Source organism: Erwinia sp. B116 (genome assembly GCF_002865965.1).
Lineage (GTDB): Bacteria > Pseudomonadota > Gammaproteobacteria > Enterobacterales > Enterobacteriaceae > Erwinia.
The window spans coordinates 30,230-55,076 of record NZ_JRZZ01000029.1; the positions used below are offsets into that span (position 1 = coordinate 30,230).

Sequence of the window (24,847 nt, forward strand, 5' to 3'; positions counted from 1 at the left end):
GCCGGCATCTGGATAACGCGACGCAGTATATTGAACGCCACTACCACCGCAATTTCAGCATTGCCGAGGTGGCGGAATACTGCAATATCGACCGCAGTTATCTCAGCCGGTTGTTTCAGCAACAGTTTGGTTACGGGCCAAAACACTATCTGCTGCAGCTGCGTATGAATGTGGCCACCTCGCTGCTGGCTGACCGGTCACTACCGGTGAAAGTAATCGCTTATTCAGTGGGCTACGGCAGCCAGATGCAATTCGCCAAAGTGTTTAACCACTACTTTCACTGCTCGCCAAGCGAATGGCGGCGCAGACAGGCCAATAGCGATATTTAAGCCAACGCTCACAACACCGGTCGAAATTACGCGGGCGGCCGGCGTACGGCCGTTTTATCGTCCCGAGGCTGCGTGACCGCGCACCGCTATTTGTAAACTGCCCCGGCTGAGGGTACTCTGAGCGCGGTTTCCACAGTATAGAGAACGGACTGTCACCCGCTATGAACGCCCCCGCCAAACGTAAAAACGATCCCGAAGGGTTAAAAAAACGCATTCTTGCCAGCGCCCTGACCACCTTTGCCGAGTTCGGCCTGCAGGGCGCCCGCATGGAGCAGATTGCCGAAAATGCGAAGACCACCAAACGCATGGTGGTGTACCACTTCAGCAACAAAGAGCAGTTGTATATTGACGTGCTGCACCTGGTCTATCAGGAGATCCGTTCCCATGAGAGCGGACTGAATCTGGCGGAGATGTCACCGACCGAGGCGATTGCCCGGCTGGCCGAGGCCAGCTTTGATTATCACATCAGCCACCCGGACTTTATGCGGCTGGTGTGCAGCGAGAACCTGATGCGCGGCCGTTATATCAGCCAGTCGACGTCTATTAAGGCGCTGAACCAGAGCGCGCTGGACGTACTGGATAGCGTGCTGGTGCGCGGTAAGCAGAGCGGCGAGTTCGATCCACAGGTGCAGACCGTTGACGTCCACCGCCTGATCAGCAGTATCTGCACGCATAATGTTGCAAATCGTTACACCTTTCACACCCTGTTCGGCGGCGATGAGAGCGAACAGCAGAGCGTGGCCCGTAACCGCCAGCTGGTGGTGGAGGCGACGCTGCGCTACCTGCGCCCTGCCCGTTAAATCTGTACAGATAAATCCGTAATGTACAATTTTACCCCGTTACGTCTGCGTAACGGGGTTTTCTGGCTACCCTTAATACTGTGTTGCGTAACGATGTACGCAAAAGTCAGGCTTAAAGAGGTGCCGTCAATGACGCAAGAACGCTATCCCCGCCGCCAGCCGCAGCTGCCCGAGTCCCCCTCGCGCCAGTGGAACTGGGCGCAGAACGCCACGCTGGCGCATATCAGCCAGATTGATTACCCCGCCAGTGAGGCCGAACTGCAGGCGTTGTTGTGTGCCAGTCATGGCAGGGTGCGTATTATGGGCAGCCGCATGTCACCCGGCAGAATGCTGGCGCTGGCCGATGCCGGTGACCGTTTGATTGATACCTCGCAGCTGCGCGGCCTGCTTGCCAGCAATGAACAGAGCGCAACCTTCGCGGGGGGCACACCGCTGCATGAAGTCTACGAGGTGCTGACCGGCATGAACCGTATGCTGCCGGCTTCCCCCGGCGTTATCGCCGCACAAACGCTGGCCGGTGCGCTGGCGACGGGAACCCACGGCCAGGGGCTGCAACAGAGCACGATTGGCGACGAGGTGCTGGCAATCCGCATGGTACTGGCCGACGGCAGCATCGCCGAATTCGATCGTCAGCACGCGGATTTCCCTGCCGTACAGCTGGGGCTGGGCTGTCTGGGTGCAGTGACCGCCGTCACCCTGCGCACCTGCCCGCTGGGGATTTATACCTGCCATAAAAGCGCGGTCAGCGCTGACTCGCTCGCGGAAGATCTGCTGACCTGGAACCAGGACTACGCCTTAAGCAAAGCCTGGTGGTTCCCCGGCGAAAACCAGGTGCATCTGTGGGCGGCGCGGGAAGCCACGGATGAAGAGCGGGAAAACTACCGCCTGAACGGCGACGATCTGCTGAAGTACCATGAAACTAACGATGCGATGAATCAGACGGTAGACCGCACGCTGGAGCATATGCGCAGCGACACGCAGATCACCGATGAAAACGGCAAGCCGTTCCGCACCGTGACCCGCTTTAAAGACTTCACCGACGTGACCGGCGATATCTATCAGGTATTCTGTCGCGGTATTGCCACCCCGCAGATCAACGTTGAAATCGCCATCCCACTCGAACGCGCCCCGGCGGTGATTGAACGCATTAAGCGCTGGCACGCCGACGAACAGCCGCATATGCACTATCCGGTGATCCTGCGCTGCACGGGCGCGTCGGAGAGCTGGCTGAGTCCGGCGTATCAGCAGGCCAGCTGCTTCTTTGGCTTTGTGGTCTATTACGCTGAAGACGGTTCACTCTCTGAAGAGGGGCTGGCGTTTATCACCGCGGTGGAAAAACTGCTGGCGGAAGAAGGTGGCCGGCCGCACTGGGGCAAATACTTCGACGCCTCACTGTATAACTGGGATCGGATTTACCCGCAGCTGGCGGCATTCCGGGCGGTGCGCGAACGGCTCGATCCGCAGCACCGTTTCAGTAACACCTTCAGCCAGCAGCTGCTTAAGGAGGCCACAGCATGATGGCATGGGCAACCCTGCTGACGCAGCCGGACTACCTGATCGGCGTGCGCGCACTGAACCGTTCTTTGCGGCTCAGCGACAGCCGTTATCCGCTGGTGGTGATGGTCACGGAGCATATCGCACCCGCAGCACGCCAGCAGCTGGAGTCAGAGGGCGCACTGATACGCGAAGTGGCTCCGCTCAGCCCCAACCCTGAGCTGGCCAACCGCTACGCCAACGCGCGTTTTGCCGAGGTGTGGAGTAAGCTGCGGGCGTGGCAGTTAACCGAATTTTCCCGCCTCGCCTTTCTCGATGCCGATATGCTGGTAACGCAGAATATGGATGAGCTGTTCGGCCTGCCGCTGGCACCGGGCACCATTGCCGCCTGCCACGCCTGTCGCTGCAACCCGAATCAGATTGCCAGCTACCCCGCCGACTGGGTGCCGGAAAACTGCTTCTACAGCGTTTGCCGTGGGGTGGATCACGTTGAGCAGCCGGATAAAGTGGATAACTATCTGAATGGCGGTTTTCTGCTGCTGACGCCGGACCAGCAGGTGTTTGACCAGATGCTGGCGCAGTTGGCGGCGCTGGACGACCTCTCCGGCTATCTGTTTGCCGAGCAGGACTTCCTGAACCAGTTCTACCGCAACCGCTGGCAGCCGCTGCCGTATATTTATAACGCGCTGAAGACCCTGCCGCATCAGCACCCGGCCGTCTGGGATATCGATCGGGTGAAGAACATCCACTACATTATCGATAAACCGTGGCAGCAGCAGCCCGATCCGCAGAGCCGCTACTATGCGCTGGATAAGGCCTGGTGGCAGGTGGCCGCTGGCCTGTAAATGGCCGCAAAAAACAGGCGGCGCGTCGGGTTAGTCAGCAACGCCTCACCCGCGTCTGCCCTTGCAGCCACAGCTCTGAAAAGTGTGGCTGGCGGGAAGCCGGGTAATCCACCCGGCACGTTGTCCTGAAGGCTCCGCCCGCCGGGGCGACGATGGCGGTATGCCACCTGTCTCAGCCCCTTAACGCACCGGTTCCGGCGTAAACAGCGGCACCGGCTGGCCGCTGATATAGCGTTTGCGCAGCTTCGCGGAGAGGGTGTCCATGGTCATCACCACCACCACCAGAATCAGGGTGATAAACATCACCACGTCCCAGTTCCACAGGCGCATATTCTCAGCGTAGATCAGGCCAACACCGCCCGCGCCGACAAAGCCGAGCACCGCCGCCGAGCGGGTGTTGGACTCGATCTGATACAGGCTTAGCGCCAGGAAGGCGGGGAACGACTGCGTGAATATGCCGTAGCGATGCTTCTGCAGCGCGTTGGCTCCCACCGCGTTCAGCCCGCGTCCCGGCGAGCGATCCACCGCTTCGTGGCCTTCGGCGTAAAGTTTACCCAACAGCCCGACGTCCTGCATCACGATCGCCAGTACCCCGGCCAGCGGCCCCATGCCCACCGCGCGCACGAAGATAAGCCCCCAGATCGCCATATCAATGCCGCGCATTACGTCCAGCAGACGGCGGATCACCAGCGCCAGCGGACGCAGCAGCGGCCCGGTCATCACGTTACGCGCCGCCAGGAACGACAGCGGCAGCGCCAGCAGCGTGGCGGTAATGGTGCCGGCAAACACGATAGCGATGGTGATAAAGATCTGCGTAAAGTAGTAGGCGAACGGCCAGCTGGCCACGTCATGCCAGACAAACATGCGCAGGAAGTAGTGGCCCAGCTGGGTCATTCCCACCGTCAGCTGCTGCCAGCTGATGCCAAAGGTGACGAAGAACCAGACGTACCACAGCAGGATCGCCGCGGCGATCAGGCAGATGCGCTGCAGATAGCGGCGCTGCAGAGAAAACAGCGCCTGGTGCTGCGCGCGCATGCGCTCCAGCTGTTCCGTACCGATCAGACCGATCATGCTTTGCTCCCTTCCACTACGCGCTGACGCAGACGCCCGGAGAAGGTGTCAAGCAGCGTCACCACCACGATGATCAGCAGCAGCGTCATGCTGACCTGATCGTAGCGATCCAGTTTAATGTTGGTCATCAGCTCCTGGCCGATGCCCCCTGCCCCCACCAGCCCGAGAATGGTCGACTGGCGGAAGTTGATCTCCAGACGCATAAAGCCGTAGGAGAGAAACGCCGGTTTCACCTGCGGCCACAGCGCGAAGCGCATGCGCTGCACGCGGGATGCGCCGCATGCCGCCAGCCCGCGCACCGGCTTGTCGGAGGCGCTTTCAATCGCCTCATAGAACAGTTTGGTCAGGCTGCCGACGGTGTGCAGCGCCAGCGCCAGGAAACCGGGGATCACCCCGATACCAAAGGCCATGACAAACATTACCGCCCACGCCAGCTCCGGCATGGTGCGTAAGAAGGCCACCAGCGAGCGGATGGCGAAGCTGACGCCGCGCGGCGTGCCGGTATTGTTGGCCGCCAGAAAGCCGAGCACCGCGGCAATCATCACCGACAGCAGGGTGGCACCGAGCGCCAGCTGCAGCGTTTCCCAGATCAGCGGCAGCTGGATGTGCAGGCGGTAGCCCCAGTACGCCAGCGATCCTTCGGTATGGCCGTCGGCAAACAGCAGCGCGACGTTCAGCCGCGGAATGGTTTCGGCGAGGTAGTCGAAGAAGTTGGGCAGCGAGACCCAGATGGTGTGCAGGTTAAATTCGGCCATATACCCGGAGGCCAGATAGAGCAGCACCAGCACCAGCGACCACAGCAGCGTGTCGCGCTTTTGCCGGCCGCGCACCTGCTGGTAATAACGTTCGAAGTCGGGATTTGTCATGGGTAACCCTGAGAAAAGGGCCGGAGATCCGGCCCCTGAATGCAGAAGGTAAGGCGGTGATTAACGGGCTTTGGTCAGCTCACGCTTCATATCAATCACGGTCTGGTAGTCGGCCACGGTCGCTTCACCAATGTGCTGGGCACCGCCGACGGCTTTCACGAAGCAGCTGTGGTTCTCTTTATCCAGCTTCTTGATCGCGGTGATCAGCTTCGCCTTGAAATCGGCCGGCAGTTTGTTGCTGACCAGGATCGGGCCGTTGGGGATCAGCGGCGACTGCCAGATGATGCGTACTTTTTTCATCAGGTCCGGCTGGCCGGCGCGGATCATACGGGTGAAGGCGCCGCTGGTGTAGCCGGTGTTGTGGTCACCAATCATTGAGGCCCAGGTGACCGCACCGTCGAACTGGCCGTTCAGCACGCCCAGTACGTCCTGCTCGTGGCCGCCGGAGAAGGTAACGCTGGAGAAGAAGCCGTTGTATTTGTCGTCAACCGTGCCGCCGAACAGCTTTTTGAAGCTCTGGTTCGGGAACAGGAAGCCGGAGGTAGAGTCCGGGTCAGCCATACCAAAGGCTTTGCCCTTCAGGTCTTCCAGTTTCTGGTACGGGCTGTCGGCCTTGACCACCACCACGGAGTGGTAGCCGCGCGATTGGTCCTTGTCATCCACCACGATGCCGACCACGTCCACCGCTTTCGGGTCGTTGATATAGACCGAGGCAAACGAGGAGGGTGACATGCTCAGCACCATATCCACTTTGCCGCCGATCAGTCCCTGGATGACGCCAGAGTAGTCGGACGAGTTGCGCAGTTTGGTGTCAACGCTCAGCTCTTTGTCGAAGAAATCTTTCACACACTGGTTATCACCGATCTGCTGGGTGGCGTTTTGCCCGCCCAGAATGCCCAGATTCAGCTCCTTTGGCGCATCGGCAGCACTGACGTTAGCGGACAGGGTGCTGATTACTGCGGCGGCGACGAAGATTTTTTTCATTGCTGTGTTCCGTATCCCAAAAGGTGTTAGTGAGGTTGGTTCAGTTCTTCGCCATACAGGGTATGGAGAAGGTCGTCGTTCAGCTGTGACGGGTGTCCGTCGAAAACAATGCGTCCTTTGGCGATGCCAATGGCGCGGGTGCAGTACTCTCTGACCAGTTCGACCGAGTGCAGGTTGACCATGACGCTGATGCCGTTTTCACTGACCTGGCGCAGGACGTCCATGATGCGGCGGGTGTTTTTCGGATCGAGCGAGGCGACCGGTTCGTCGGCCAGCAGTATTTTGGGGTTTTGCATTAGCGCCCGGCAGATCGCCACGCGCTGCATCTGGCCGCCGGAGAGGTTTTCCGCGCGCTGCAGCGCCTGCGGCAGCATGTTGAGCCATTCGAGCAGGCCGATGGCGCGGGCGCGGTCGGCGTCCGGGAAGACTTTGAAGAATGATTTGAGCGTGGAGGTCTGGCTGAGGCGGCCAAGCAGAACATTGGTCAGCACGTCAAGGCGCGGGACCAGGCAGAAGTCCTGGAAGATCATGCCGCATTCGCTGCGCCACTGGCGCATTTGCCTGGCGTTCAGCTCAACGATGTTCTGCTGCTGGCCGTTGTCCTGGAAGTTGACGATTTCGCCTTCGCTGGCCGGGAGGGTGCCGTTGAGGACGTGCAGCAGGGTAGATTTTCCGGCACCGGAGCGGCCGATGACCGCAACCAGTTCACCGGCGTGCAGGTCGAAATTGATGTCGTGCAGGACGCGGGTTTGCGTGCCGTAGGCTTTGCCGAGTCCGTTTACTGCCAGCACTTTGACCCTGGCTGCCGTGTGCGGGGCCGAGTTGTGCTGGTGGGCAATTTTTAACAGTGCCTGTGCCATAGTGTTACCGTCGTTGATCCGGCGGGTGCCGTGGTGCGCCCTATTAAGGGTTAGCGCGATGACGATTTAATGACGGGGAAGTGATGGAAAAAAGACAGCCGGGCATTCTGGGCGGGGGCCTGCGGCCAAAGGTGGCTTCAGGTTTCGGTGCCTGGCCTGTCAGGGTGTGGCTTCCGGGCCGCTGGTCGCTTCGGGTTCCTGTGCCTGGCCTGTCAGGGTGTGGCTTCCGGGCCGCAGGTCGCTTCGGGTCCCGTGCCTGGCCTGTCGGGGTGTGGCTTTTGGGCCGGGTCGCTTCAGGTTTTGGTGCACGGCTAATCGGGGTTTATCCGGAACGCGGACACGCCAGTAACGTCCCTGGGCTCTGCCGGGCACGTCCATGTGCCCGAAGGTCCGCTTATCCGGATAAACCCCGATTGCCTGTTATTTTCTGCGTCGCTGTTTTAAAACCATACAAAAAAATTAAATAAACAAAATCAAACTAAATCAAACCAAATCAAACCAAATCAAACCAAACCAAATCAAACCAAATCAAACCAAATCAAAACCAAATCAAACAGCTTCCACTACTTAATCTTCGGTATCCTGCCGAAAAGCGACGCCCTTAACAGCAACACAACAGCTAACAGGGAGGACGCGGGTGAAAAGGTTAGCCGGGCGTGCGGCGCAGGGAGCGCCGCCCGAGCTTACAGGGACGTACTTGCAGCGTCCCGGCGTTCTTTTCGCCCGCGGCCGAACCCGTCACCAGAACAGGAAGCTGCGCCTTTAAGACAGCAACGCAACAGCCCACCCTGCCATCAGAGCAAAAAGCCACGCCTTTAAGACAGCAACACAACACCCGACAGGGAGGACGCGGGTGAAAAGGTTAGCCGGGCGTGCAGGTTACTCGCTGCGTTCTATCTTCTTTGCTGCGTCGTCCAGCGCGTCAACGATCGCATACAGCGTCTGCCGGGAGATGCCCGGCTGTGCCAGACGGCCGTTCAGCGCCGTTTTGAAATTGTGGATCGCCCGCTCTATCTCCGGCAGGCGGCGGTTGTGCACCAGCACCGCCAGCGAAGCCAGCCGCTGCATCGCCTGCGCCAGCAGCGGTGCCTGCTGCTGCAGCGTGGCCTGGCCCTCCGGCAGTAAGCGGTAGGCTTTACGCGCCGCCTGCACATCCAGCACCGCGATCTGCTGTGTCTCTTCCAGCAGCGTCAGCGCCGGGTAGATCATGCCGGGGCTGGGGCTGTACTCACCGCCGGAGAGATCTTCAATAGACTTGATCAGCTCATAACCGTGCGCCGGGCTGTGGCTGAGAAAATGCAACACCAGCAGCCGCAGATCGCCAGCGTCGAGCATCTTTTCACGCCGGCGGCGGCGCGGTTCGCCGCAGGAGGATGGCGCATCGACGCCGGGCTGGGGCAGAGAGGAGGAATGTTTCATCAGCGGCCTGAGGTAAAAAGCATCAACGTGCCGCCCAGCGCGGGCGGCGTAAACCTTACTTGTTGTGCCAGTATGCCACAGCACGCACGAAGCGTTCATCACAGCCGCGCTGGCCGATAAAGTAATCGCTGAGTTTTTTTACCGCCTCACCCTCCCCGGTAAGCCAGATAAAGTAGTCATCAGACGGGATCGTTACCGTATCCAGGGTGTTAATCAACGTATCGATGTGTGGGCCCTGCATATGGCCGCTGCCCAGCCAGTGAACGTGCAGATCGTTATGCACCTCCAGGTAGGCCGCGCCGGGTGCCGGATCGGCGAAGGCGTACAGGTGGCTCAGCTGCGCGGTCTGGGTCAGATTACGGCGCTTAAAGGCCGGCAGGCCGCTCTCGTCGGTGACGTAAAGCTGGAACCTGTAATCTTCCGGTACCACCAGCGAACCGCGCGGGCCGCCAATGGCCAGCGCATCACCGATCTGCGCCCTGTCCGCCCAGCCGCTGGCAACGCCGCCGTCGTGAATATAAAAATCGAGGGTCAGGGTTTGCTGCTCCGCGTCAAAAAACAGCGGTGTATAGTCGCGCGAGACCGGACGCGCGCCCTCTTTCCACACCACGCCGTCGGCCGTAACCTCTGGCAATGACAGTATGCCGCTGGCGGCATCCGGGAAAAATACCTTGATATGGTCGTCAAAGCCTGGCGAGGTGAAACCCGCCAGGTCGGCGCCGCTGAAGTCAATGCGCCAGAAGCTGTCAGCGATGCGGGTTTTTGCGGTGACGGTTAACTGGCGGAAGCGCAGTTCATTACGCACGCGTTCTGGCAACCGGCTGGACGTTTCGGACATGGTGGTTCTCCTGGTAATCGGAAATGGAATGATTCTTATTTGAGGATAAAAATATATCTATGATATATCTTACGCGCAAGCAGCATTTCGCCGGACGCTGGCAGATTTGTTGACAATCCGTGCTTATTCAGCAGCGGTCAGGGGCAACAGCGCTCACCTGCAGCGCGGGCGGCTGGCAGTCGGGGCACAAGCGTTTGCCCGCAGCGCCAACGGCTGGCAGCCGGGCAACAGCGTTCACCTGCAGCGCCGGTGGCTGGCAGTCGGGGCACAAGCGTTTGCCCGCAGCACCAGCGACTGGCGGCCGGGCAACAGCGCTCACCTGCAGCCGGGCAACCGGTAACGGCCCCCGCAGCGCTGGCTAACTGCTGCCAGAAAACTGCCGGCAGCATGTGCTGAGCTGGACAGCCATTGCCTCACTCTGCCGGTTTACTTTCCGTGTTATCCCCACTCTCCGCCCTCTCCGCCCTCTCCGCCTGCGGACGGTACTGCCACAGCCAGCGGCCGCTGTCGAGCCGTCGCCAGAAGCAGCGCCCCCGGATCATCCAGTCAATCACCATGCCCAGCCAGATGCCGACCACGCCAAACCCGAGCACGATGCCAAGCAGATAGCCCGCCACGATACGCCCGCCCCACATGCTGAGCAGCGACACCCACATGGTGTAACGGGCGTCACGTGCGCCTTTAAGCCCGGCGGGCAAGACCCACGAGGCCGCCCAGAATGGCATGAAGGCGGCGTTAAGCCAGACCAGCGTTTTGACCACCTCGATCACCGCCGGATCTTCGGTATAGAACGCGGCCAGCACACCGGCAAACGGCACCGTCAGGAAGGCCAGCAGGGAGAGCGCGATGGTGGACATCCAGAAAATATGCCGCAGCTGGCGCTCCGGCTGAAGCAGCTGGCCACGGCCAAGCCGCGAGCCGACGATAATGGTGCCCGCCGAGGCCAGCGCATTGCCCGGCAGGTTGATCATCGAGGCGATAGAGAAGGCGATAAAGTTGCCGGCGATCACGTCGGTGCCCATTCCGGCGACAAACACCTGGGTCAGCAGCTTGCCGCCGTTAAACAGCACCGACTCAATGCTGGCCGGTACGCCGATGCCCAGCACCTCGCGCAGGATGCCGATATCCAGACGGCTGAAGTAGCTCTTAAGTGAGATTTTCAGTACCGGCACAAAGCCGATCATCAGCACATAGATCACCGCCGCCGCGCCGATATAGCGTGAGATAGTCAGGCCAAGACCGGCACCGATAAAACCCAGCCCGTCCCACGAGAAGCAGCCGTAAATCAGCACGCTGCTGATGGCGATATTGAGGATGTTCATACCGCCGTTGATCAGCATCGGGATTTTGGTGTTCCCCGCCCCACGCAGCGCGCCGCAGCCGATCAGGGCAATCGCCGCCGCCGGGTAGCTCCAGGCGCTGATCTGCAGATAGGAGAGCGCCATCATCTTGACCTCCGGCTCGGCCGCCCCGGCGATCAGGTCGATGATTTGCGGGCCGATAAACTCAATGGCTATCGCCAGCAGCACCGCAAACAGCGTCATGATCACCAGCGACTGCCGGGTAGCGGCCAGCGCACGTTCGCGTTTGAGCTTGCCGAGGCTGAAGGCCACCACCACAGTGGTGCCGAGGTCAATAGCCGCAAAGAAGGAGATCACCACCATGTTGAAGCTGTCGGCCAGCCCGACCCCGGCCATTGCCTCCTTGCCCAGCCAGCTGACCAGGAAGGTGCTGAGCACACCCATCAGCAGCACACACAGGTTCTCAAAGAAAATCGGCACGGCCAGCGGCGTAATTTCACGCCAGAACAGCACCCGATAAGAGCGTCTTTTCGGGTACCACGCGCTGCGCCTGACGGCCTGCAGCAGCGAGTCGGTGAGTTTTTGCACGGTTGTACCAGCTAATAATTAGCAATCGAAGGAAGGATCACAGATATGATGGTAAAGCGTGCCGGATTATGCAAAATCTTTTTTGTTACACCAGCGCTTTCCCCAGGTGATTCTCAAGCACCCGCAACGGCGCGTTATCCGCCTGCTGCATATCCGCTACCGCCAGTAAAAACGTCTGCTCCAGCAGATACTGCCCGGCCATCGCCGCGTGGGGTGTCTGGTCGGAGAAACAGATCCAGCTGCTGCCCGCCGGCAGTTCCAGCGCCAGCTGCGGCCCGTGCTGCTGATAGTCGCCGTCGGCCTTCATCGCATCGTGCAGTTGCAGCATCAGGTGGTCATAGTGGCTGCGCAAGCCTCTGGTGATACCCAGCTGCCGCTGCAGACGGCAGATCCACGGCGAGTAGCCCTTCAGCCGTGGCAGAAAACGTTGCACCAGCCGCGGAAAGGGTTCACCGATGCGCCACTGACGGCTTTCACCGTGCGGGTTGATATTGGTGAAAATGCGCAGAATACGTTGGCCGTGATTCGGCCGGGAGGGGAAGGCATCCACGTGCAGCCGGCTGTCGTCTTTGCGCCATGAGCTGGCTGCGCGCCAGGCATTGACCGGGTGCAGGCGCAGCGTGTTGACCGGCGTATGCAGCCGCTGATGCCAGGCAGGAAACAGGTTGGCGACCAGCTGCAGGCAGTCGCGGTGATAACGCGCCAGCAGCGCGCTGACCGCCGCCGCGTTGTCGCCGCTGGCCAGGCCACGCAGCCTGCCGCTCTGCGCGTTGTAGCTGATATTTTTACGTTTGGGATCGACTAATGCAGGGGTCAGCAGCGCCAGCTCCTGCGCCTGTAGCGCGAAACCCAGCGCGGGCAGCAGCAGTACTTTGCCCTGCTCCAGCGCGCCCAGCGCATCCTGTTCGCAGGGCTGAGCCCAGTGGGTAAGCGGCAGCGACAGCGTCGCCCGTTCAGGGGATAATTGAGGGTCAGACATCGGCTATCCTTAAGGTGCAACCCGTGAAAGTGGCAGGACAGTATAGGGAAGCCGATATCGTTAAATTCAACCCCGGCTCAACGGCGCTCGTTTAGCATCCGCCGAAGGACAGCACCGCAGTAAAAGCTAAACGCTGGCCCTGCGTAAGGGCCAGCTAGCGCACCCAGCGGCCGCGAATCGGCCGGGCGAAATACGCCAGCACCGCAATCATGCAGATCTCAATCGACACCGACCAGTAGATATGGCCGAGGATTTCGCTGCTCAGCTCGGCCGCGTTCAGGTGCCATAGCCAGCCGGTCGCGCCGTCCGCGTAGACCGGGTTGCGGAAGCCGAGCAGAGGTATCAGCAGGCCATGCATCACCACCGTGATGATTACGCCATACAGCGCGCCGAACCCCAGGCGGATTTTCGGCCAGTACACGGAGCCGACCACATAGACCAGCGCAAAGGCAAAGCTGAACAGCCAGTGGTAGAGCGTTACCGCGCCGGGCACGTTGATGCCCTGATAGAGGTAGTCCAGCGAGTGGGAGTTGATCCCCAGCCAGCCCAGCCAGGCATCAATATGCGCGCCGGGCGGCGAAATCTCACCGGCCATACGCGGCGGCATATTCACTTCCGAACCCCATTTCACCAGCGAACTGATAAATCCGCCAACCAGCGTGGTCCAGAGGATGACCTGACGGTTAGTTTTTATTTGCAGCATTGCATACCCTTTATGAGATGAAAAATAAGTTTCACTCATGCTAACGCGGGCAGTCAGAGGCCATATTGACCCACGTCAACGCCGCTTTCTGCACGGATTAAGGCAACAGGAAACGCCCGTTGTCTGACCGCCGGGCAGGCATTTTTGAACGCGGCTGTCAGACAATGGCCAGGGAGATGCAGACAGAAACTGGCGATTGTTTGCGCATTAATCTGCCCAAAAAAAACCAACCATTGACGAGAAGTTCAGCTGAAGCTGGCTAAGGTGCATGGACATCAACCCAGGGAGGAAACAGAACTATGAACAGTATCGTCAGGGGAGTGCTGAGCGCCGCAATGCTGTTGATCCTCAGCGTATTCAGCAACGTGAGTTGCGCGTACCAGGCAGACGCGCAACCGGCTGAAACGAATCAGACGCCTCTGCCCCACCAGAGCATTGCCAGCGAAGGGACGGTGACCGTTGGCGGGAACAAGATTCCCTACCTGGCTGAAACCGGTCTGATGAATCTCAACACCAGTGATGTGCAGGAACCGGTTATCAGCCTGTTTTATGTCGCCTACTTTAAGAAGACTCAGCGAGGCGATCGTATCCGCCCGATCACCTTCATCTATAATGGCGGACCGGGGTCCGCTTCTGTCTGGCTGCATATGGCAGCACTGGGGCCGAAGCGGGTAGCGCTCATTCCACCGCAAACAAATCAGCTCACATCAACGCCGTTAAAGGATAACACTTTCAGCTTGCTGGACGTCAGCGATTTGGTTTTCATTGACGCACCCGGCACCGGTTACAGCCGTTTTATAAGCAATGCCGGCAGCGCAGAGGAACGGGCACAACAGAAAGCAGACAGTGCGAAAAGCGTTTACAGTATCAGGGGCGATGCGGGGGCTTTTACCCAGTTTATCGTGCAGTTTCTTACCACTTACCAGCGCTGGGACGCGCCGAAATATCTGCTGGGTGAAAGCTACGGCACAACGCGAACCATAGCGCTGGCACAGGAGTTGAAGAAACGGGAAATCGATGTAAATGGCATCATCCTGCTATCAGCCTTTCTTAACTTCAATATTGATAATAATGATGCGGGGAATAATCCCGGCATCGATCAGAGCTACTTCCTGACGCTGCCGAGCTATGCGGCCACCGCATGGTACTATCACCGGCTGGCAGCCGGTTTCCAGAACTTGCCTGCCCTGCTGCAACAGGTTGAGACGTTTGCCAATGGCCCTTATGCGCAGGCGCTGATACAGGGCAACGCGTTAAAAAAGGCAGATCGCCTGCAAATCGCACGCCAGCTCTCGCAGTTCACGGCTATTCCGGCAGATGTCTGGCTGCGGGCTAATCTGCGGCTTAGCGTGGATGCCTTCGTCAAACGGCTGTTGCAGAACAGTGGTCAGGTGGTGAGCAAATACGATACCCGCTACAGCGGCCCTGAGATTGATTCTCTTAGTATGCCAGCCGACTATGATCCCCTGCCAGGTACCCTGGGCCCCTCGCTGGTTGCGCAGTTTCACCGCTATCTGCAAAGTAGCCTGCGCTGGCAAAGTGACGAAGATTATCACGTCAGCACTGACGCGTCCTGGTACTGGAATTTGAACAGCGAGAGGGGCGTTGGCCGCTTTAATCTGTTACCGGATCTGGCGCAGGTGATGAAAATGAATCCAGCAATGAGGGTGCTGGTGATGGGGGGAATTTATGACCTGTCGACACCGTGGTATGTCGCCCGTTACGACATGATGCATCTGCCTGTGCCTGACAGCCTGATGAAAAACATCTCTTATTCTGCAGGGGAATCCGGGCATCTGCCCTACGCTGATGAAGCCGGGCTAAAGAAATTACACGCCGATATCAGCGCTTTTATTGGCAATACAGGCAGCTGAGGCCTGATAAATACCCTGACCTACAGTGGAGAACGAAACGCAGCCCTGGCTGCACGCCCCGTAGATTCGCAAGGATCCACAGGACGTGCAGCAAGCAGAGGGTTACTCAGGCTTCGGTTCACCCATCGCTTTCAGTTTTTTCGACAGGTCACGACGCTCTTTCGACAGGTCAGCGTTTTTGATGATGTAGTCATCAACGCGATCTTCGTAATCCACACGCATGCTGGCGATGATCTCCTGAATGGCTTCCACGCTCATGCCCGGTTTGATGTACTCGCTCAGGTTGTCGAGCAGCAGCACGCGCTTCTGGTTATCACGAATTTTTTTCTCGTTATCGTGAATTTCACGCTGCAGTTTATTCTTGCGGCGGAACATCCGTACGAACTCAAGTACGTCCTGAAACGATTGCTTTGCATTTTCCATGAAGACACCTTTCATTTGGGCCTGTAATCACAGGCAACATTGTCGTGACCAATACCCAGGCTGAGCGCTGTTGGGTACCTCAGCTTAGCGGCGTACCGCTGCCGATGGCAATTATCACTTTGCAGAATCGGATAGCGCTTATCTTACCCTGAAGACGTTATTCTCGCAGTAAGTACTTGCTGAATCGTTTTTATTTTCGCATCGCCAGGCGGATCAGTTCGGCCAGCCGCTCCAGCTGGCGGGCCATTTCCAGGCTTAACCACAGGTAACCGTAGATCGGCGTTTCCACCCGCGGATCGTTGCCGGAGTCGGCGATCAGCTGGCGCAGCTCGGCGCTGATTTCCGCCAGCGCTTCCCCGCTGAGGGCAATTTTTTCACCGTTACCGTCGATCAGCGCGCGGGAGAGCGCGCGCAGCGTCTCTTCGCTGGTCTGCTGCCAGCGCCGCAGCGCCGGGGCATGCAGCATAATCAGATGGCTTTCACGTGACGACCACCAGGCGTTGAGCTGCAGCTCAAGGGTGCAGACCAGGTTGCGGTTCTGCGTCTGGATCGCTTCAAACACCGAACGCGGAATGCGCGTCTCTTTGCTGGCCGGCTCCAGCAGCGCGCGCATTTTTACCACCTTGCCCAGCAGGCGCTGCAGCGGCCGGTTCAGCCGCGGCTGCTGCACCTGGTTGGGCGTAAACCCGGCGTGGTAGAGTTTGGCGGTCTCCAGCAGCGCGTCCGAGAGCTGAATGCGCCAGTGGGTCCAGGCCTTCTGCGGCCAGATGCTGGTAAACAGCAGCGCCAGCAGGCTGCCGAGGATCACGTCACCGCCGCGCCACAGCGCGCTGGTCATATCCCCCGGCCTGCCGCCGCAGATCACCGCCAGGGTAATGCCGATCAGCAGCGCCATATAGGGGTGTTTACCCAGCGTGTAAAAGCCGCTGATAAACATCACGATTGCGCACCACACCAGCATCACCGGCAGGGAGATCAGCTCCAGCTTTAGCGCAATCAGCCCGGACAGCGAGCCAAAAATCGTGCCGCCGATGCGCTGCAGCGCGCGGGGAAACACGCTGCCCCACGATGAGATCGGCCCCATCACCACCACCAGGGTAATCAGCGGCCAGCTGCCTTCCGGGATCTGCAGCAGGCGCACAAACAGAAAGGTGAGGATAAACGCCAGCGCAATGCGGATGCCGTGCACGGTACGGTAATTGCGGTAAACGCTGAACTGCAGGGCAGAAACCGGCTGGTCGGGTCGCACGTCTGGCTCCATAAAACCAAGGGAATGGCGCGACATGATAACCGAAACGCCGCGCCTGAACAGGCGCCGGCGGCGGATTTTTGGCGGAATTTCAGCCCGCCGGGCAGAAAAAACCATCGCAGCGGCGGGTGATAACAGAAACGTTACCACCACGTACCATCGGATTGATTTTATTAACGTTAAATCAACATAATACCGGTAAACACCTCAGCCCTGACCACCTGGCGAACTGAACAGGGCGGCGATGGCGGCTCGCAGGTAGTCCAGCAGCGCCGGCGTCAGCCAGGTGCCTTCAGTCAGCGTCGGCTGCTGCTCCATTGCGGTACGGATCTTCTGCTGCGTGGCCGGGTTATCCCCCGCCCAGGAGTGAAACAGCTCCAGCCAGCGGCGGGCCAGCGCTGCCGCCTGCGGCGACTCTGCCGCCACCTGCTGCTCCATCGCCGTTTTAAAACGGGCAATCAGTTCAGGCCACTCGTTGATACGGTCAAAATAGTGCGCACGAACATAGGCGTATTCATTGTCATCCAGATAGCGGCGGTAGATCTGCAGCTTGCTCTCGGCAAACGCCCGGGTGATATACGCGGCGATCGCCGGAGTCACGCCGCTCAGCTCGCGCATCGCCGGCTGCTCCTCGTGCATCGCGTTCAGCTTCGCGAGAAACTGCGGGTTGCCGCCGGTATCACGCTCCAGGCAGCGCATCCAGCGGCGCGCCAGCTGCTGCGCATCGTCGGCTTCCGCTGCAACGCCCGCCGCCATCAGCGTCTGTACCTGCCCGGTCATCTCGCGCCACTCGGCTTCACGGGCCGCATCGGGCTGGCAGAACGGCAGCTGGTGCAGCTCATCAGCGGTAAAATAGTTGTCGTACATAGTCATCATCTCCAGCGTGGTCAGCCAGTCGTTAAGCTCCGGATCTTTACCCGCCTGCAGCTGCTGGTGCAGCGTCAGCAGGCGGCCGCGCAGCGCGGTGATTTCCGCCAGCTGCCGATCCAGCGCCGTGAGTTGCTGAGCAATCAGTGGCGTCAACGCCGATGAGGGCCGATCGAGCACCGCCTGGATCTCCGCCAGCGACACCCCCAGCCGCCGCAGCGCCTGAATGCGGTGCAGGCGGCTGACATCCTCGCGGCTGTAAAGCCGGTAACCGGCCGCGCTGCGCGCGGAAGGCACCAGCAGCGCGATCTGATGGTAGTAGTGCAGCGTGCGGATGGTCAGGCCGGAACGTTTTGCCAGCTCACCGGGTTTCAGTAACATCGTGCTCTCCTGTTATTACCGGGCTAAGGCTAAAGCCTGACGTGGCGTAAGGGTCAAGCGCGGGGTTAAAAATGTTGCCAGGAGTGCGCCAGGTGCTGCCGCAGCCGCTCAATAAACAGCCGCACGCGCGGCGGCTGGTGACGGCCGCTCAGCCAGATGGCGTGCAGCGGCGCGGCCGGCAGCGGGTAGTTCTCCAGTACCGGCAGCAGCGCGCCGCTGCGCAGGTCGCCGGCCACGTCCCAGATCGACTTCATGGCGATGCCTGCCCCGTGCAGCGCCAGCGCGTGGGACGCCTCGCCGGTGTTGACCTGCAGGCGGGCGCAGATCGGCACGCTGCGCTGCTGCTCGCCGCTGCCAAAGCGCCACTCGGTGATGCCGGTATCACCGGTAACGATGCACTGATGGGCGCTGAGTTCTTCCAGGGTTTGCGGCAATCCGTGACGGGCGGCATAGGCCGGGGAGGCGCAGAGCACGCGGCGGTTGCCCGCCAGTTCGCGCGCCACCAGCCGTGAGTCGGCCAGCGCGCCGTAGCGGATCGCCAGGTCGTAGCCGCTGGCGGCCAGGTCGATCACCCGGTCACTGAGGTGCAGCTGCACGTTGACGCTGGGGTGCTCCAGCATAAAGTCGTTGACGATCGGCGCCAGCCAGATGCGCCCCATGCTGTGGCTGGCGGTGATGCGCAGCGTGCCGCTGGCGCGGTCCAGCCGGTTGGCCAGCGCGTTGTCGATCGCCTCCAGCTCGTGCTGCAAACGCTGCGCGTGTTCGGAGAATACCAGCCCTTCGTCGGTCAGCGACACGTGCCGCGTGGTGCGGTGGAACAGCCGCACCCCGAGCTGCTGCTCCATCTGGGTCAGGCGCTTGCTGACCACCGCCAGCGACAGGCCAAGCTGACGCCCGGCGGCAGAGAGCGACCCGCTGCTGACAATTGCGTTAAACAGGGCGACATCGCGCAGATCTTTCAGCACAGGCAGGTTCACTTGTTGGGGGATGTGTCGGTTATTCTGGCACAGATTGCCTGTGAAATCAGCTGGCTGCAGGATATAAGGGATATTCGTGCGGCGTATCTGTATGACGGTGCCGGACAAATTACGATGCTGTCAGACGTGGGCAGAAGCAGGCCAGGGAGCGAGCTCTCAGCGTGTTTATCCCGGCAGGTAAATCACATGCAGAGTCAAAAGGGGAAAAAGGTGCTCAATAAACTGATCGACCTGGAGATAAAAACCATCATTTTCAGCAGCAAGGCAGGCAACATTATCGTCATTCTTCTTGCGGCATGTTTTTTCGCTGTTATCTGCTGGAACATCCCTGATAGGCGCTGGCTGGTGATCTTCACTGCAGTACTGATTATCTGGGAGCGAATTTTAATTCTGAAAATTAAAGAATTAAAAAACCATCAGATGACTGAGAAAGTAAGGATATCACCACCGTCCAGGTCTGACTGAGGCATAAGTTCAATCAGGCAACTTATCGGGCCGCGTCCAGCGCGGCCCGACTTATTCTGCCGCCGTTACAGCTTCTGCTTAATATAGTCGGTGATGCGGGTAATAATTCCGGCCTGCTCTACAGGTTGCAGCGTCACCAGCGGATAGCTGGCCAGCTCCTTATCGCCCTCCACCAGGCGGATGGTGCCGACCTGCTCGTGCAGCTTCAGCGGCGCTTCCAGGTCTTTGCGGTCGATAACGTACTTCGCCTTTACCTTCTGCACCTCATCGCGCGGCAGGGAGAGATAGACGTCCTTTTCACTGCCCAGTGAAACGCGGTGCGGGTTGCCGTACCAGACGTTCTCGTGGCCGATCTCTTTACCGGCGTGGAACAGCTGCACGGTGTCGAAGCTGTTCTGGCCCCAGGTCAGCAGCTTACGCGCCTGCTCTTCACGGCCTTTCGGGCTTTTCCCACCCATAATCACCGCAATCAGGCGGCGCTGCCCCTCGGTGCTGGAGGCGATAATATTAAAGCCGGCGCTTTCGGTGTGGCCGGTTTTCAGGCCGTCGACGTGCAGGGTTTTATCCCACAGCAGGCCGTTGCGGTTCTGCTGGGTGATGCCGTTCCAGCTCAGCGACTTCTCGCTGTACATCTGGTAGAAGTCCGGTTCGCCGCTGATGATCGCGCGCGACAGCACCGCCAGGTCACGCGCGGTGGTGAACTGCCCCGGCGCGTCCAGCCCGTGTACGGTTTCAAAGTGGGTGTTGCTCAGCCCGAGTTTGTCGACGTAGTGGTTCATCATGGTGACAAAGTTTGCCTGACTGCCCGCCACGTAGTCGGCCAGCGCCACGCAGGCGTCGTTGCCGGAGTCGATAATCACCCCACGGCTCAGATCGCGTACCGAGACCTTTTCGCCGGGTTTAAGGAACATCAGCGACGAGCCTTTAAACACCGGGTTACCGGCCCCCCAGGCATCCTGGCCCACGGTGACCATATCATCGCGGGTGATACGCTTCTGATCGATAGCGCGATCGACCACATAGCCGGTCATCAGCTTGGTCAGGCTGGCCGGGTTACGGTGTTCATCGGGATTACCGGCGGTGAGGATCTGCCCGGTGGTGGCGTCCATCAGCACCCAGGAAGCGGCGTCAATCGCCGGTGGCGTCAGGGGAAAGGCCAGCGCGGGTGCACCGCTATCGGCGTGGGCAACGCTGCTCACCAGCACAGCCACCGTTAAACTTGCTACATGACGCTTCTTCAACACCTTAATCCTCATTGCTCAACAGGTAAAAAACTGCGCCTGTTGTACGGGATCTGGTGTGGCAGTGTGTGTCTTAATTGCAAGAAAATGTGTTTATTCAGCGAATTAGCCGATTTTTATATTCAACAACAGCCTGCATCAGGACGTTGCACAACTTATACCGGTGATTTTGCCTGATTAACTGACAAGGATTTCTTTATACCTCAGGCAAAGCACAGATGCGCAGCAGGCTAAGGGGTTTCGGTAATCCGGAGCTTCACTCTTGAACGGAACCAACGGAATACCAGGGCGCTGATAACCAGAATGCGTGCGCTCAGCCCGTCGACATCTGAAATTTCGCCCGTGCCGGAATATGGTTTACCATGTAAAAAGCGGTGTTCGATGTCGCTCAGAACCCGATAATTTTTGGTACACGGCTAAACGTGTATTCTGTACATATTGGGTACAAGAAATGGCATGTACCTCTGCGAATAGCAGCAAATCACTGTCAACGCGCACGGTAGTAAAAAAGGTGGAAGAGTTAGTGTTAACGCTTTCGAATCAACAGGTTATTGAACAAAACTGAACGGATTTAAAATTTGAAGAACGAAACTGCACAGCCTACCTTCCTCTTTCACGATTACGAAACCTTCGGTAAAAGTCCGTCGCTGGACCGCCCTGCGCAGTTTGCGGCGATCCGCACCGATCTGGATTTCAACCCGATCGGCGAGCCGGAGGTGTTTTACTGCCGGCCTGCCGACGACTATCTGCCGCAGCCGGAAGCGGTGATGATTACCGGCATCACCCCACAGGTGGCGCGGGCGCGCGGCGTCAGCGAGGCGGAGTTTACCCAGCGCATTCACCAGCTGTTCAGCCAGCCGAATACCTGCGTGGTCGGCTACAACAACGTGCGTTTCGACGATGAAGTGACCCGCAACCTGCTGTACCGCAACTTCTACGATCCGTACGCCTGGAGCTGGCAGCACGGCAACAGCCGCTGGGATCTGCTGGACGTGATGCGCGCCTGCTATGCGCTGCGCCCGGACGGCATCAACTGGCCGGAAAACGATGACGGCTTCCCGAGCTTCCGCCTGGAGCACCTGACCCGCGCGAACGGCGTGGCGCATGAAAATGCCCACGACGCGATGTCCGACGTCTGGGCGACCATCGCCATGGCGAAGCTGGTGAAGGAGAAGCAGCCGCGGCTGTACGATTTCCTGTTCAGCCACCGCAGTAAGCAGAAGATCGGCACGCTGATTGATATTCCTCAGATGAAGCCGCTGGTGCATATCTCCGGCATGTTCGGCGCGGCGCGCGGCAATACCAGCTGGGTTGCGCCGCTGGCCTGGCACCCGGATAACCGCAACGCGCTGATCACCTGCGACCTGGCCGGCGATCTCACCCCGCTGCTGGAGCTGGACGCAACACAGCTGCGTGAACGGCTGTATACCCGCCGTGATGAACTGGGTGACCTGGCGCCGGTGCCGCTGAAGCTGCTGCATATCAACAAGTGCCCGGTGGTGGCCCCGGCCAATACCCTGCGCCCGGAAGATGCCGAACGGCTGGGGGTGGACCGTCAGCGCTGTCTGGCAAATCTCGCCCTGCTGCGCCAGCACCCGGAAATCCGTGAAAAAGTGGTGGCGCTGTATGCCGAGGCCGAACCGTTTGCCGCTTCAGATGACGTGGATGCGCAGCTGTATAACGGCTTCTTCAGCGATGCCGATCGCCAGGCGATGAACATTATTCGCCAGACGCCCCCTGCCCATCTGCCGGCGCTGGATATCACCTTTAACGACGCGCGCATAGAGAAGCTGCTGTTCCGCTTCCGCGCGCGCAACTTCCCCGGCACGCTGGACGACGCCGAGCAGCAGCGCTGGCTGCAGCACCGCCGCGAAGCGCTCAGCCCGGAGCGGGTACAGAATTATCTGCAGGAGCTGGAGATGCTGGCCAGCCAGCATGAAGGGGATGAGGCGAAACTGAGTCAACTTAAGGCGCTGTTTGAGTACGGCCGCGAACTGGTTTCCTGACGCCCTGCCCCGGGATCGCAGACAATTCCTTCCCAGGGACGTACCACATCTAAAGCGATGGAAGTCATTCACCGAACCCACCGATGACCAGCAGACGACACAGAACCTGACGCGATGGGAGCCTGTACACGGAGTAAAGCATCACGGGCCATGGAGGGCCCGTGCTGAGCCGTCAGGGATGACGTTTTTTGCGTCTTTACGGAGTGTACAGGCTCCCTGAGCAAGGCGCTGTGATATCAGGCGGCATACCACGGGAAGGCGGTTAACAGGCAACCCGAACCAGCCACAAATAAAAAGGGCGCCAGCGGCGCCCTTAACACTAACATTCATTCAGTCAGTCAGTGGATTACATCAAATCTTCACTGCACTGCGGCACCGGGTTACGGAAGCTGCGGGTGACAAAGGCCAGGTAGATCAGGCCAACCGCGCCCCAGATCAGGCCGAGCACCATCGAGCTCTCCTCCAGGTTAACCCACAGCGCGCCCACGGTCAGCGCACCGAGCAGCGGCAGGATCAGGAAGGTGACGTTGTCCTTCAGCGTTTTGTTACGCTTTTCACGGATCCAGAACTGCGAAATCACCGACAGGTTAACGAAGGTAAACGCCACCAGCGCACCGAAGTTAATCAGCGCGGTCGCGGTGACCAGGTCCATGCTGATCGACAGCAGCGCGATCGCACCCACCAGCAGCACGTTCAGCGACGGGGTGCGCCACTTCGGATGAATGTAACCGAAGAAACGCTCCGGGAACACGCCATCACGGCCCATCACGTACATCAGACGCGAAACGCCCGCGTGGGCGGCCATGCCGGAGGCCAGCACGGTGACGCAGGAGAAGATCAGAATGCCGAACTGGAAGGCTTTACCCGCCACGTAGAGCATGATTTCTGGCTGCGACGCGTCCGGATCCTTGAAGCGTGAGATATCCGGGAAGTAGAGCTGCAGGAAGTAGGAGACCACCACAAAGATCACCCCACCAATCAGCGCGGTGAGGAAGATGGCTTTCGGGATCACCCGGCCAGCGTCTTTGGTCTCTTCCGACAGCGAACTGATGCCGTCAAAGCCGAGGAACGAGAAGCAGAGTATCGTCGCCCCGGTGATCATCGGCACCACGTGGGCGTTCTCCGACCAGAACGGCTTAGTGCTGACCAGCGTACCGGCCCCTTCGCCGTGCGCCACGCCCCAGACCACCATCGCCATAATGGCGACCATGACCGCGACCTGCAGCACCACGATAACGCTGTTAAAGTTGGCGACGGTTTTAATGCCCTTCAGGTTAGAGAGGGTCATAAAGCCGACCAGCAGAACCACAAAGATCCAGGAAGGGACGCCGGGAACCAGCGCTTCCCAGTAAATCTTCGCCAGCAGAATGTTGATCATCGGCATAAACAGATAATCAAGCAGCGAAGACCAGCCGACCATAAAGCCGACGTGGGGGCTGATCGCCTTCTGTGCGTATGTATACGCCGAACCCGCGGACGGGAAGCGACGCACCAGCTGGCCGTAGCTCAGCGCGGTGAACAGAATAGCAATCAGCGCAAATGCGTATGCGGTAGCCACGTGACCATCGGTCAGGCCGGAAACGATGCCAAAAGTATCGAACAATGTCATAGGCTGCATATAGGCCAGCCCCATCATTACGACAGGCAACAACGTCAGCGTTTTTTTCAGGTGTGCGCGTGGCTGCGCGGAGGTATTAAGCGACATGGCTCAGCCTCCCCATAGCGTCAACCTTGCCGGGTTGAACCACAGGGAAACGTCGCGTAGTGCGCGAGTTTTTCATTTGAGGTGTCAGAGTAGTACGGGCGGGGGTGCAGGTGAAACCTGACGCGGCGCCGTAGTCGTCGCGCTGGCGGATACCGGCGCTGACGGGAGTAAGGTGGTGTTGCCCCATTGTTGTTTCCTCAGTAAAAACACGTCTCTACGCGTATGTAAAAGCGACTATCTATCCGGCATTTAACCGGCCTCGTTTGGTGCGAAATTGCGTTTTCCTGCACAAAAAAAAACCGGCCGCCGGAGTAAATCAGCGTCGGTTGCGATGGTCTTCTTTTTGCAGAGGCAATATTTTGCCCCAAAATAGCGCGCGATGGCAAGCCCCTTTGCCGGGCGGTAACAATTATTCACAACAAAAGCGGATACCTGCGTCTGTTCGGGCTTACGGGCCCTGGCAACCCGTACGCTACCCTCAGGCGTTTTTCAGCATCCAGTCAATTTCAGTGGCGGTAACCAGCCGCTCGAAATGCATCAGTTCATGGTACTTACAGCTGTGCCAGACAAAGGCAAAGCGCT

At 59.3% G+C, this 24,847-nt stretch carries 23 protein-coding genes and 1 pseudogene; 8 read left to right on the forward strand and 16 right to left on the reverse strand.

Going from position 1 to position 24,847, the window contains the following annotated elements; translation table 11 throughout:
• The 4 genes from NV64_RS17120 to NV64_RS17135 form a co-directional block, all read left to right on the forward strand.
• Positions 1 to 329: helix-turn-helix transcriptional regulator (locus tag NV64_RS17120; protein WP_158239903.1), on the forward strand; the 329-nt coding region annotated here is incomplete at its 5' end.
• Between the two features lie 161 nt (positions 330 to 490).
• Complete coding sequence (locus tag NV64_RS17125; protein WP_056233058.1) at positions 491 to 1,129, forward strand: TetR/AcrR family transcriptional regulator; 639 nt, start codon at positions 491 to 493, stop codon at positions 1,127 to 1,129.
• Positions 1,130 to 1,258: 129 nt separating this feature from the next.
• Entirely contained in the window at positions 1,259 to 2,647 is a 1,389-nt protein-coding gene (locus tag NV64_RS17130) for a D-arabinono-1,4-lactone oxidase (protein WP_101506402.1), read from the forward strand.
• Entirely contained in the window at positions 2,644 to 3,468 is an 825-nt protein-coding gene (locus NV64_RS17135; protein WP_056233063.1) for a glycosyltransferase family 8 protein, read from the forward strand. Before NV64_RS17130 ends, NV64_RS17135 begins: the two co-directional genes overlap by 4 nt.
• Positions 3,469 to 3,648: 180 nt before the next feature.
• Here the strand turns inward: NV64_RS17135 and phnE (NV64_RS17140) are convergent, their stop codons facing one another.
• From phnE (NV64_RS17140) to NV64_RS17165, 6 genes are all read right to left on the reverse strand, one after another.
• Positions 3,649 to 4,539 carry a phosphonate ABC transporter, permease protein PhnE gene (phnE, locus tag NV64_RS17140; RefSeq protein ID WP_101506403.1) on the reverse strand — a complete coding sequence of 297 codons (891 nt, stop codon included), beginning with the start codon at positions 4,537 to 4,539 and terminating at the stop codon, positions 3,649 to 3,651.
• Entirely contained in the window at positions 4,536 to 5,405 is an 870-nt protein-coding gene (gene phnE, locus NV64_RS17145) for a phosphonate ABC transporter, permease protein PhnE (protein ID WP_101506404.1), read from the reverse strand. The genes phnE (NV64_RS17140) and phnE (NV64_RS17145) overlap by 4 nt, the downstream gene beginning before the upstream one ends.
• Before the next feature lie 60 nt (positions 5,406 to 5,465).
• Positions 5,466 to 6,389, reverse strand: coding sequence for a phosphonate ABC transporter substrate-binding protein (gene phnD, locus NV64_RS17150; protein WP_101506405.1), 924 nt, complete (start codon positions 6,387 to 6,389; stop codon positions 5,466 to 5,468).
• A gap of 26 nt (positions 6,390 to 6,415) precedes the next feature.
• Positions 6,416 to 7,249: a phosphonate ABC transporter ATP-binding protein gene (phnC, locus tag NV64_RS17155; protein ID WP_056233071.1), complete on the reverse strand. Its 834-nt coding sequence runs from the start codon at positions 7,247 to 7,249 to the stop codon at positions 6,416 to 6,418.
• Positions 7,250 to 8,128: 879 nt separating this feature from the next.
• Positions 8,129 to 8,668 (reverse strand): PadR family transcriptional regulator, encoded by a 540-nt coding sequence (locus tag NV64_RS17160; protein WP_072166281.1) that lies wholly within the window; start codon positions 8,666 to 8,668, stop codon positions 8,129 to 8,131.
• Positions 8,669 to 8,723: 55 nt separating this feature from the next.
• Positions 8,724 to 9,506 (reverse strand): siderophore-interacting protein, encoded by a 783-nt coding sequence (locus NV64_RS17165; RefSeq protein WP_056233075.1) that lies wholly within the window; start codon positions 9,504 to 9,506, stop codon positions 8,724 to 8,726.
• A 109-nt stretch (positions 9,507 to 9,615) separates the two neighbouring features.
• Between NV64_RS17165 and NV64_RS17170 the strand changes: the two genes are divergently transcribed.
• Complete coding sequence (locus NV64_RS17170) at positions 9,616 to 9,846, forward strand: hypothetical protein (protein ID WP_101506406.1); 231 nt, start codon at positions 9,616 to 9,618, stop codon at positions 9,844 to 9,846.
• Positions 9,847 to 9,919: 73 nt separating this feature from the next.
• Here NV64_RS17170 and NV64_RS17175 read toward each other — a convergent pair whose 3' ends face one another.
• The 3 genes from NV64_RS17175 to NV64_RS17185 all read right to left on the reverse strand — a co-directional run bounded on the left by NV64_RS17175 (position 9,920) and on the right by NV64_RS17185 (position 13,077).
• Positions 9,920 to 11,395 (reverse strand): EmmdR/YeeO family multidrug/toxin efflux MATE transporter, encoded by a 1,476-nt coding sequence (locus tag NV64_RS17175; RefSeq protein WP_101506407.1) that lies wholly within the window; start codon positions 11,393 to 11,395, stop codon positions 9,920 to 9,922.
• An 85-nt stretch (positions 11,396 to 11,480) separates the two neighbouring features.
• On the reverse strand, positions 11,481 to 12,374 hold the full coding sequence (locus NV64_RS17180; RefSeq protein WP_101506408.1) for a Kdo hydroxylase family protein: 894 nt from the start codon (positions 12,372 to 12,374) through the stop codon (positions 11,481 to 11,483).
• Between the two features lie 154 nt (positions 12,375 to 12,528).
• The gene (locus NV64_RS17185) at positions 12,529 to 13,077 is read right to left on the reverse strand and encodes a DUF1440 domain-containing protein (protein WP_101506409.1); all 549 of its coding nucleotides are present in this window, start codon (positions 13,075 to 13,077) and stop codon (positions 12,529 to 12,531) included.
• A 299-nt stretch (positions 13,078 to 13,376) separates the two neighbouring features.
• Between NV64_RS17185 and NV64_RS17190 the strand changes: the two genes are divergently transcribed.
• Positions 13,377 to 14,951 carry a S10 family peptidase gene (locus NV64_RS17190; RefSeq protein WP_101506410.1) on the forward strand — a complete coding sequence of 525 codons (1,575 nt, stop codon included), beginning with the start codon at positions 13,377 to 13,379 and terminating at the stop codon, positions 14,949 to 14,951.
• A gap of 102 nt (positions 14,952 to 15,053) precedes the next feature.
• Here NV64_RS17190 and NV64_RS17195 read toward each other — a convergent pair whose 3' ends face one another.
• The 4 genes from NV64_RS17195 to NV64_RS17210 form a co-directional block, all read right to left on the reverse strand.
• Positions 15,054 to 15,374, reverse strand: coding sequence for a DUF496 family protein (locus tag NV64_RS17195; RefSeq protein WP_056233087.1), 321 nt, complete (start codon positions 15,372 to 15,374; stop codon positions 15,054 to 15,056).
• A gap of 190 nt (positions 15,375 to 15,564) precedes the next feature.
• On the reverse strand, positions 15,565 to 16,623 hold the full coding sequence (locus NV64_RS17200; RefSeq protein WP_056233471.1) for an FUSC family protein: 1,059 nt from the start codon (positions 16,621 to 16,623) through the stop codon (positions 15,565 to 15,567).
• Between the two features lie 207 nt (positions 16,624 to 16,830).
• Positions 16,831 to 17,871 carry a MerR family transcriptional regulator gene (locus NV64_RS17205; RefSeq protein WP_056233090.1) on the reverse strand — a complete coding sequence of 347 codons (1,041 nt, stop codon included), beginning with the start codon at positions 17,869 to 17,871 and terminating at the stop codon, positions 16,831 to 16,833.
• Positions 17,872 to 17,936: 65 nt separating this feature from the next.
• On the reverse strand, positions 17,937 to 18,836 hold the full coding sequence (locus NV64_RS17210; RefSeq protein WP_056233474.1) for a LysR family transcriptional regulator: 900 nt from the start codon (positions 18,834 to 18,836) through the stop codon (positions 17,937 to 17,939).
• Between the two features lie 15 nt (positions 18,837 to 18,851).
• Here NV64_RS17210 and NV64_RS17215 point away from each other — a divergent pair, with 15 nt between their 5' ends.
• Positions 18,852 to 19,313 carry a hypothetical protein gene (locus NV64_RS17215; protein WP_146005513.1) on the forward strand — a complete coding sequence of 154 codons (462 nt, stop codon included), beginning with the start codon at positions 18,852 to 18,854 and terminating at the stop codon, positions 19,311 to 19,313.
• A 65-nt stretch (positions 19,314 to 19,378) separates the two neighbouring features.
• Here the strand turns inward: NV64_RS17215 and dacD are convergent, their stop codons facing one another.
• Entirely contained in the window at positions 19,379 to 20,554 is a 1,176-nt protein-coding gene (dacD, locus tag NV64_RS17220; protein WP_199177688.1) for a serine-type D-Ala-D-Ala carboxypeptidase DacD, read from the reverse strand.
• Positions 20,555 to 21,132: 578 nt separating this feature from the next.
• Here dacD and sbcB point away from each other — a divergent pair.
• Positions 21,133 to 22,560: an exodeoxyribonuclease I gene (sbcB, locus tag NV64_RS17225; protein ID WP_101506412.1), complete on the forward strand. Its 1,428-nt coding sequence runs from the start codon at positions 21,133 to 21,135 to the stop codon at positions 22,558 to 22,560.
• 346 nt (positions 22,561 to 22,906) lie between these two features.
• On the opposite strand, the gene NV64_RS17230 is transcribed toward sbcB, so the two are convergent.
• Together NV64_RS17230 and NV64_RS24165 are read right to left on the reverse strand one after the other, a co-directional pair.
• Positions 22,907 to 24,265: an APC family permease gene (locus tag NV64_RS17230; protein ID WP_056233212.1), complete on the reverse strand. Its 1,359-nt coding sequence runs from the start codon at positions 24,263 to 24,265 to the stop codon at positions 22,907 to 22,909.
• Positions 24,266 to 24,743: 478 nt separating this feature from the next.
• Positions 24,744 to 24,847, reverse strand: a pseudogene (locus NV64_RS24165) (hypothetical protein); the annotation flags it as partial.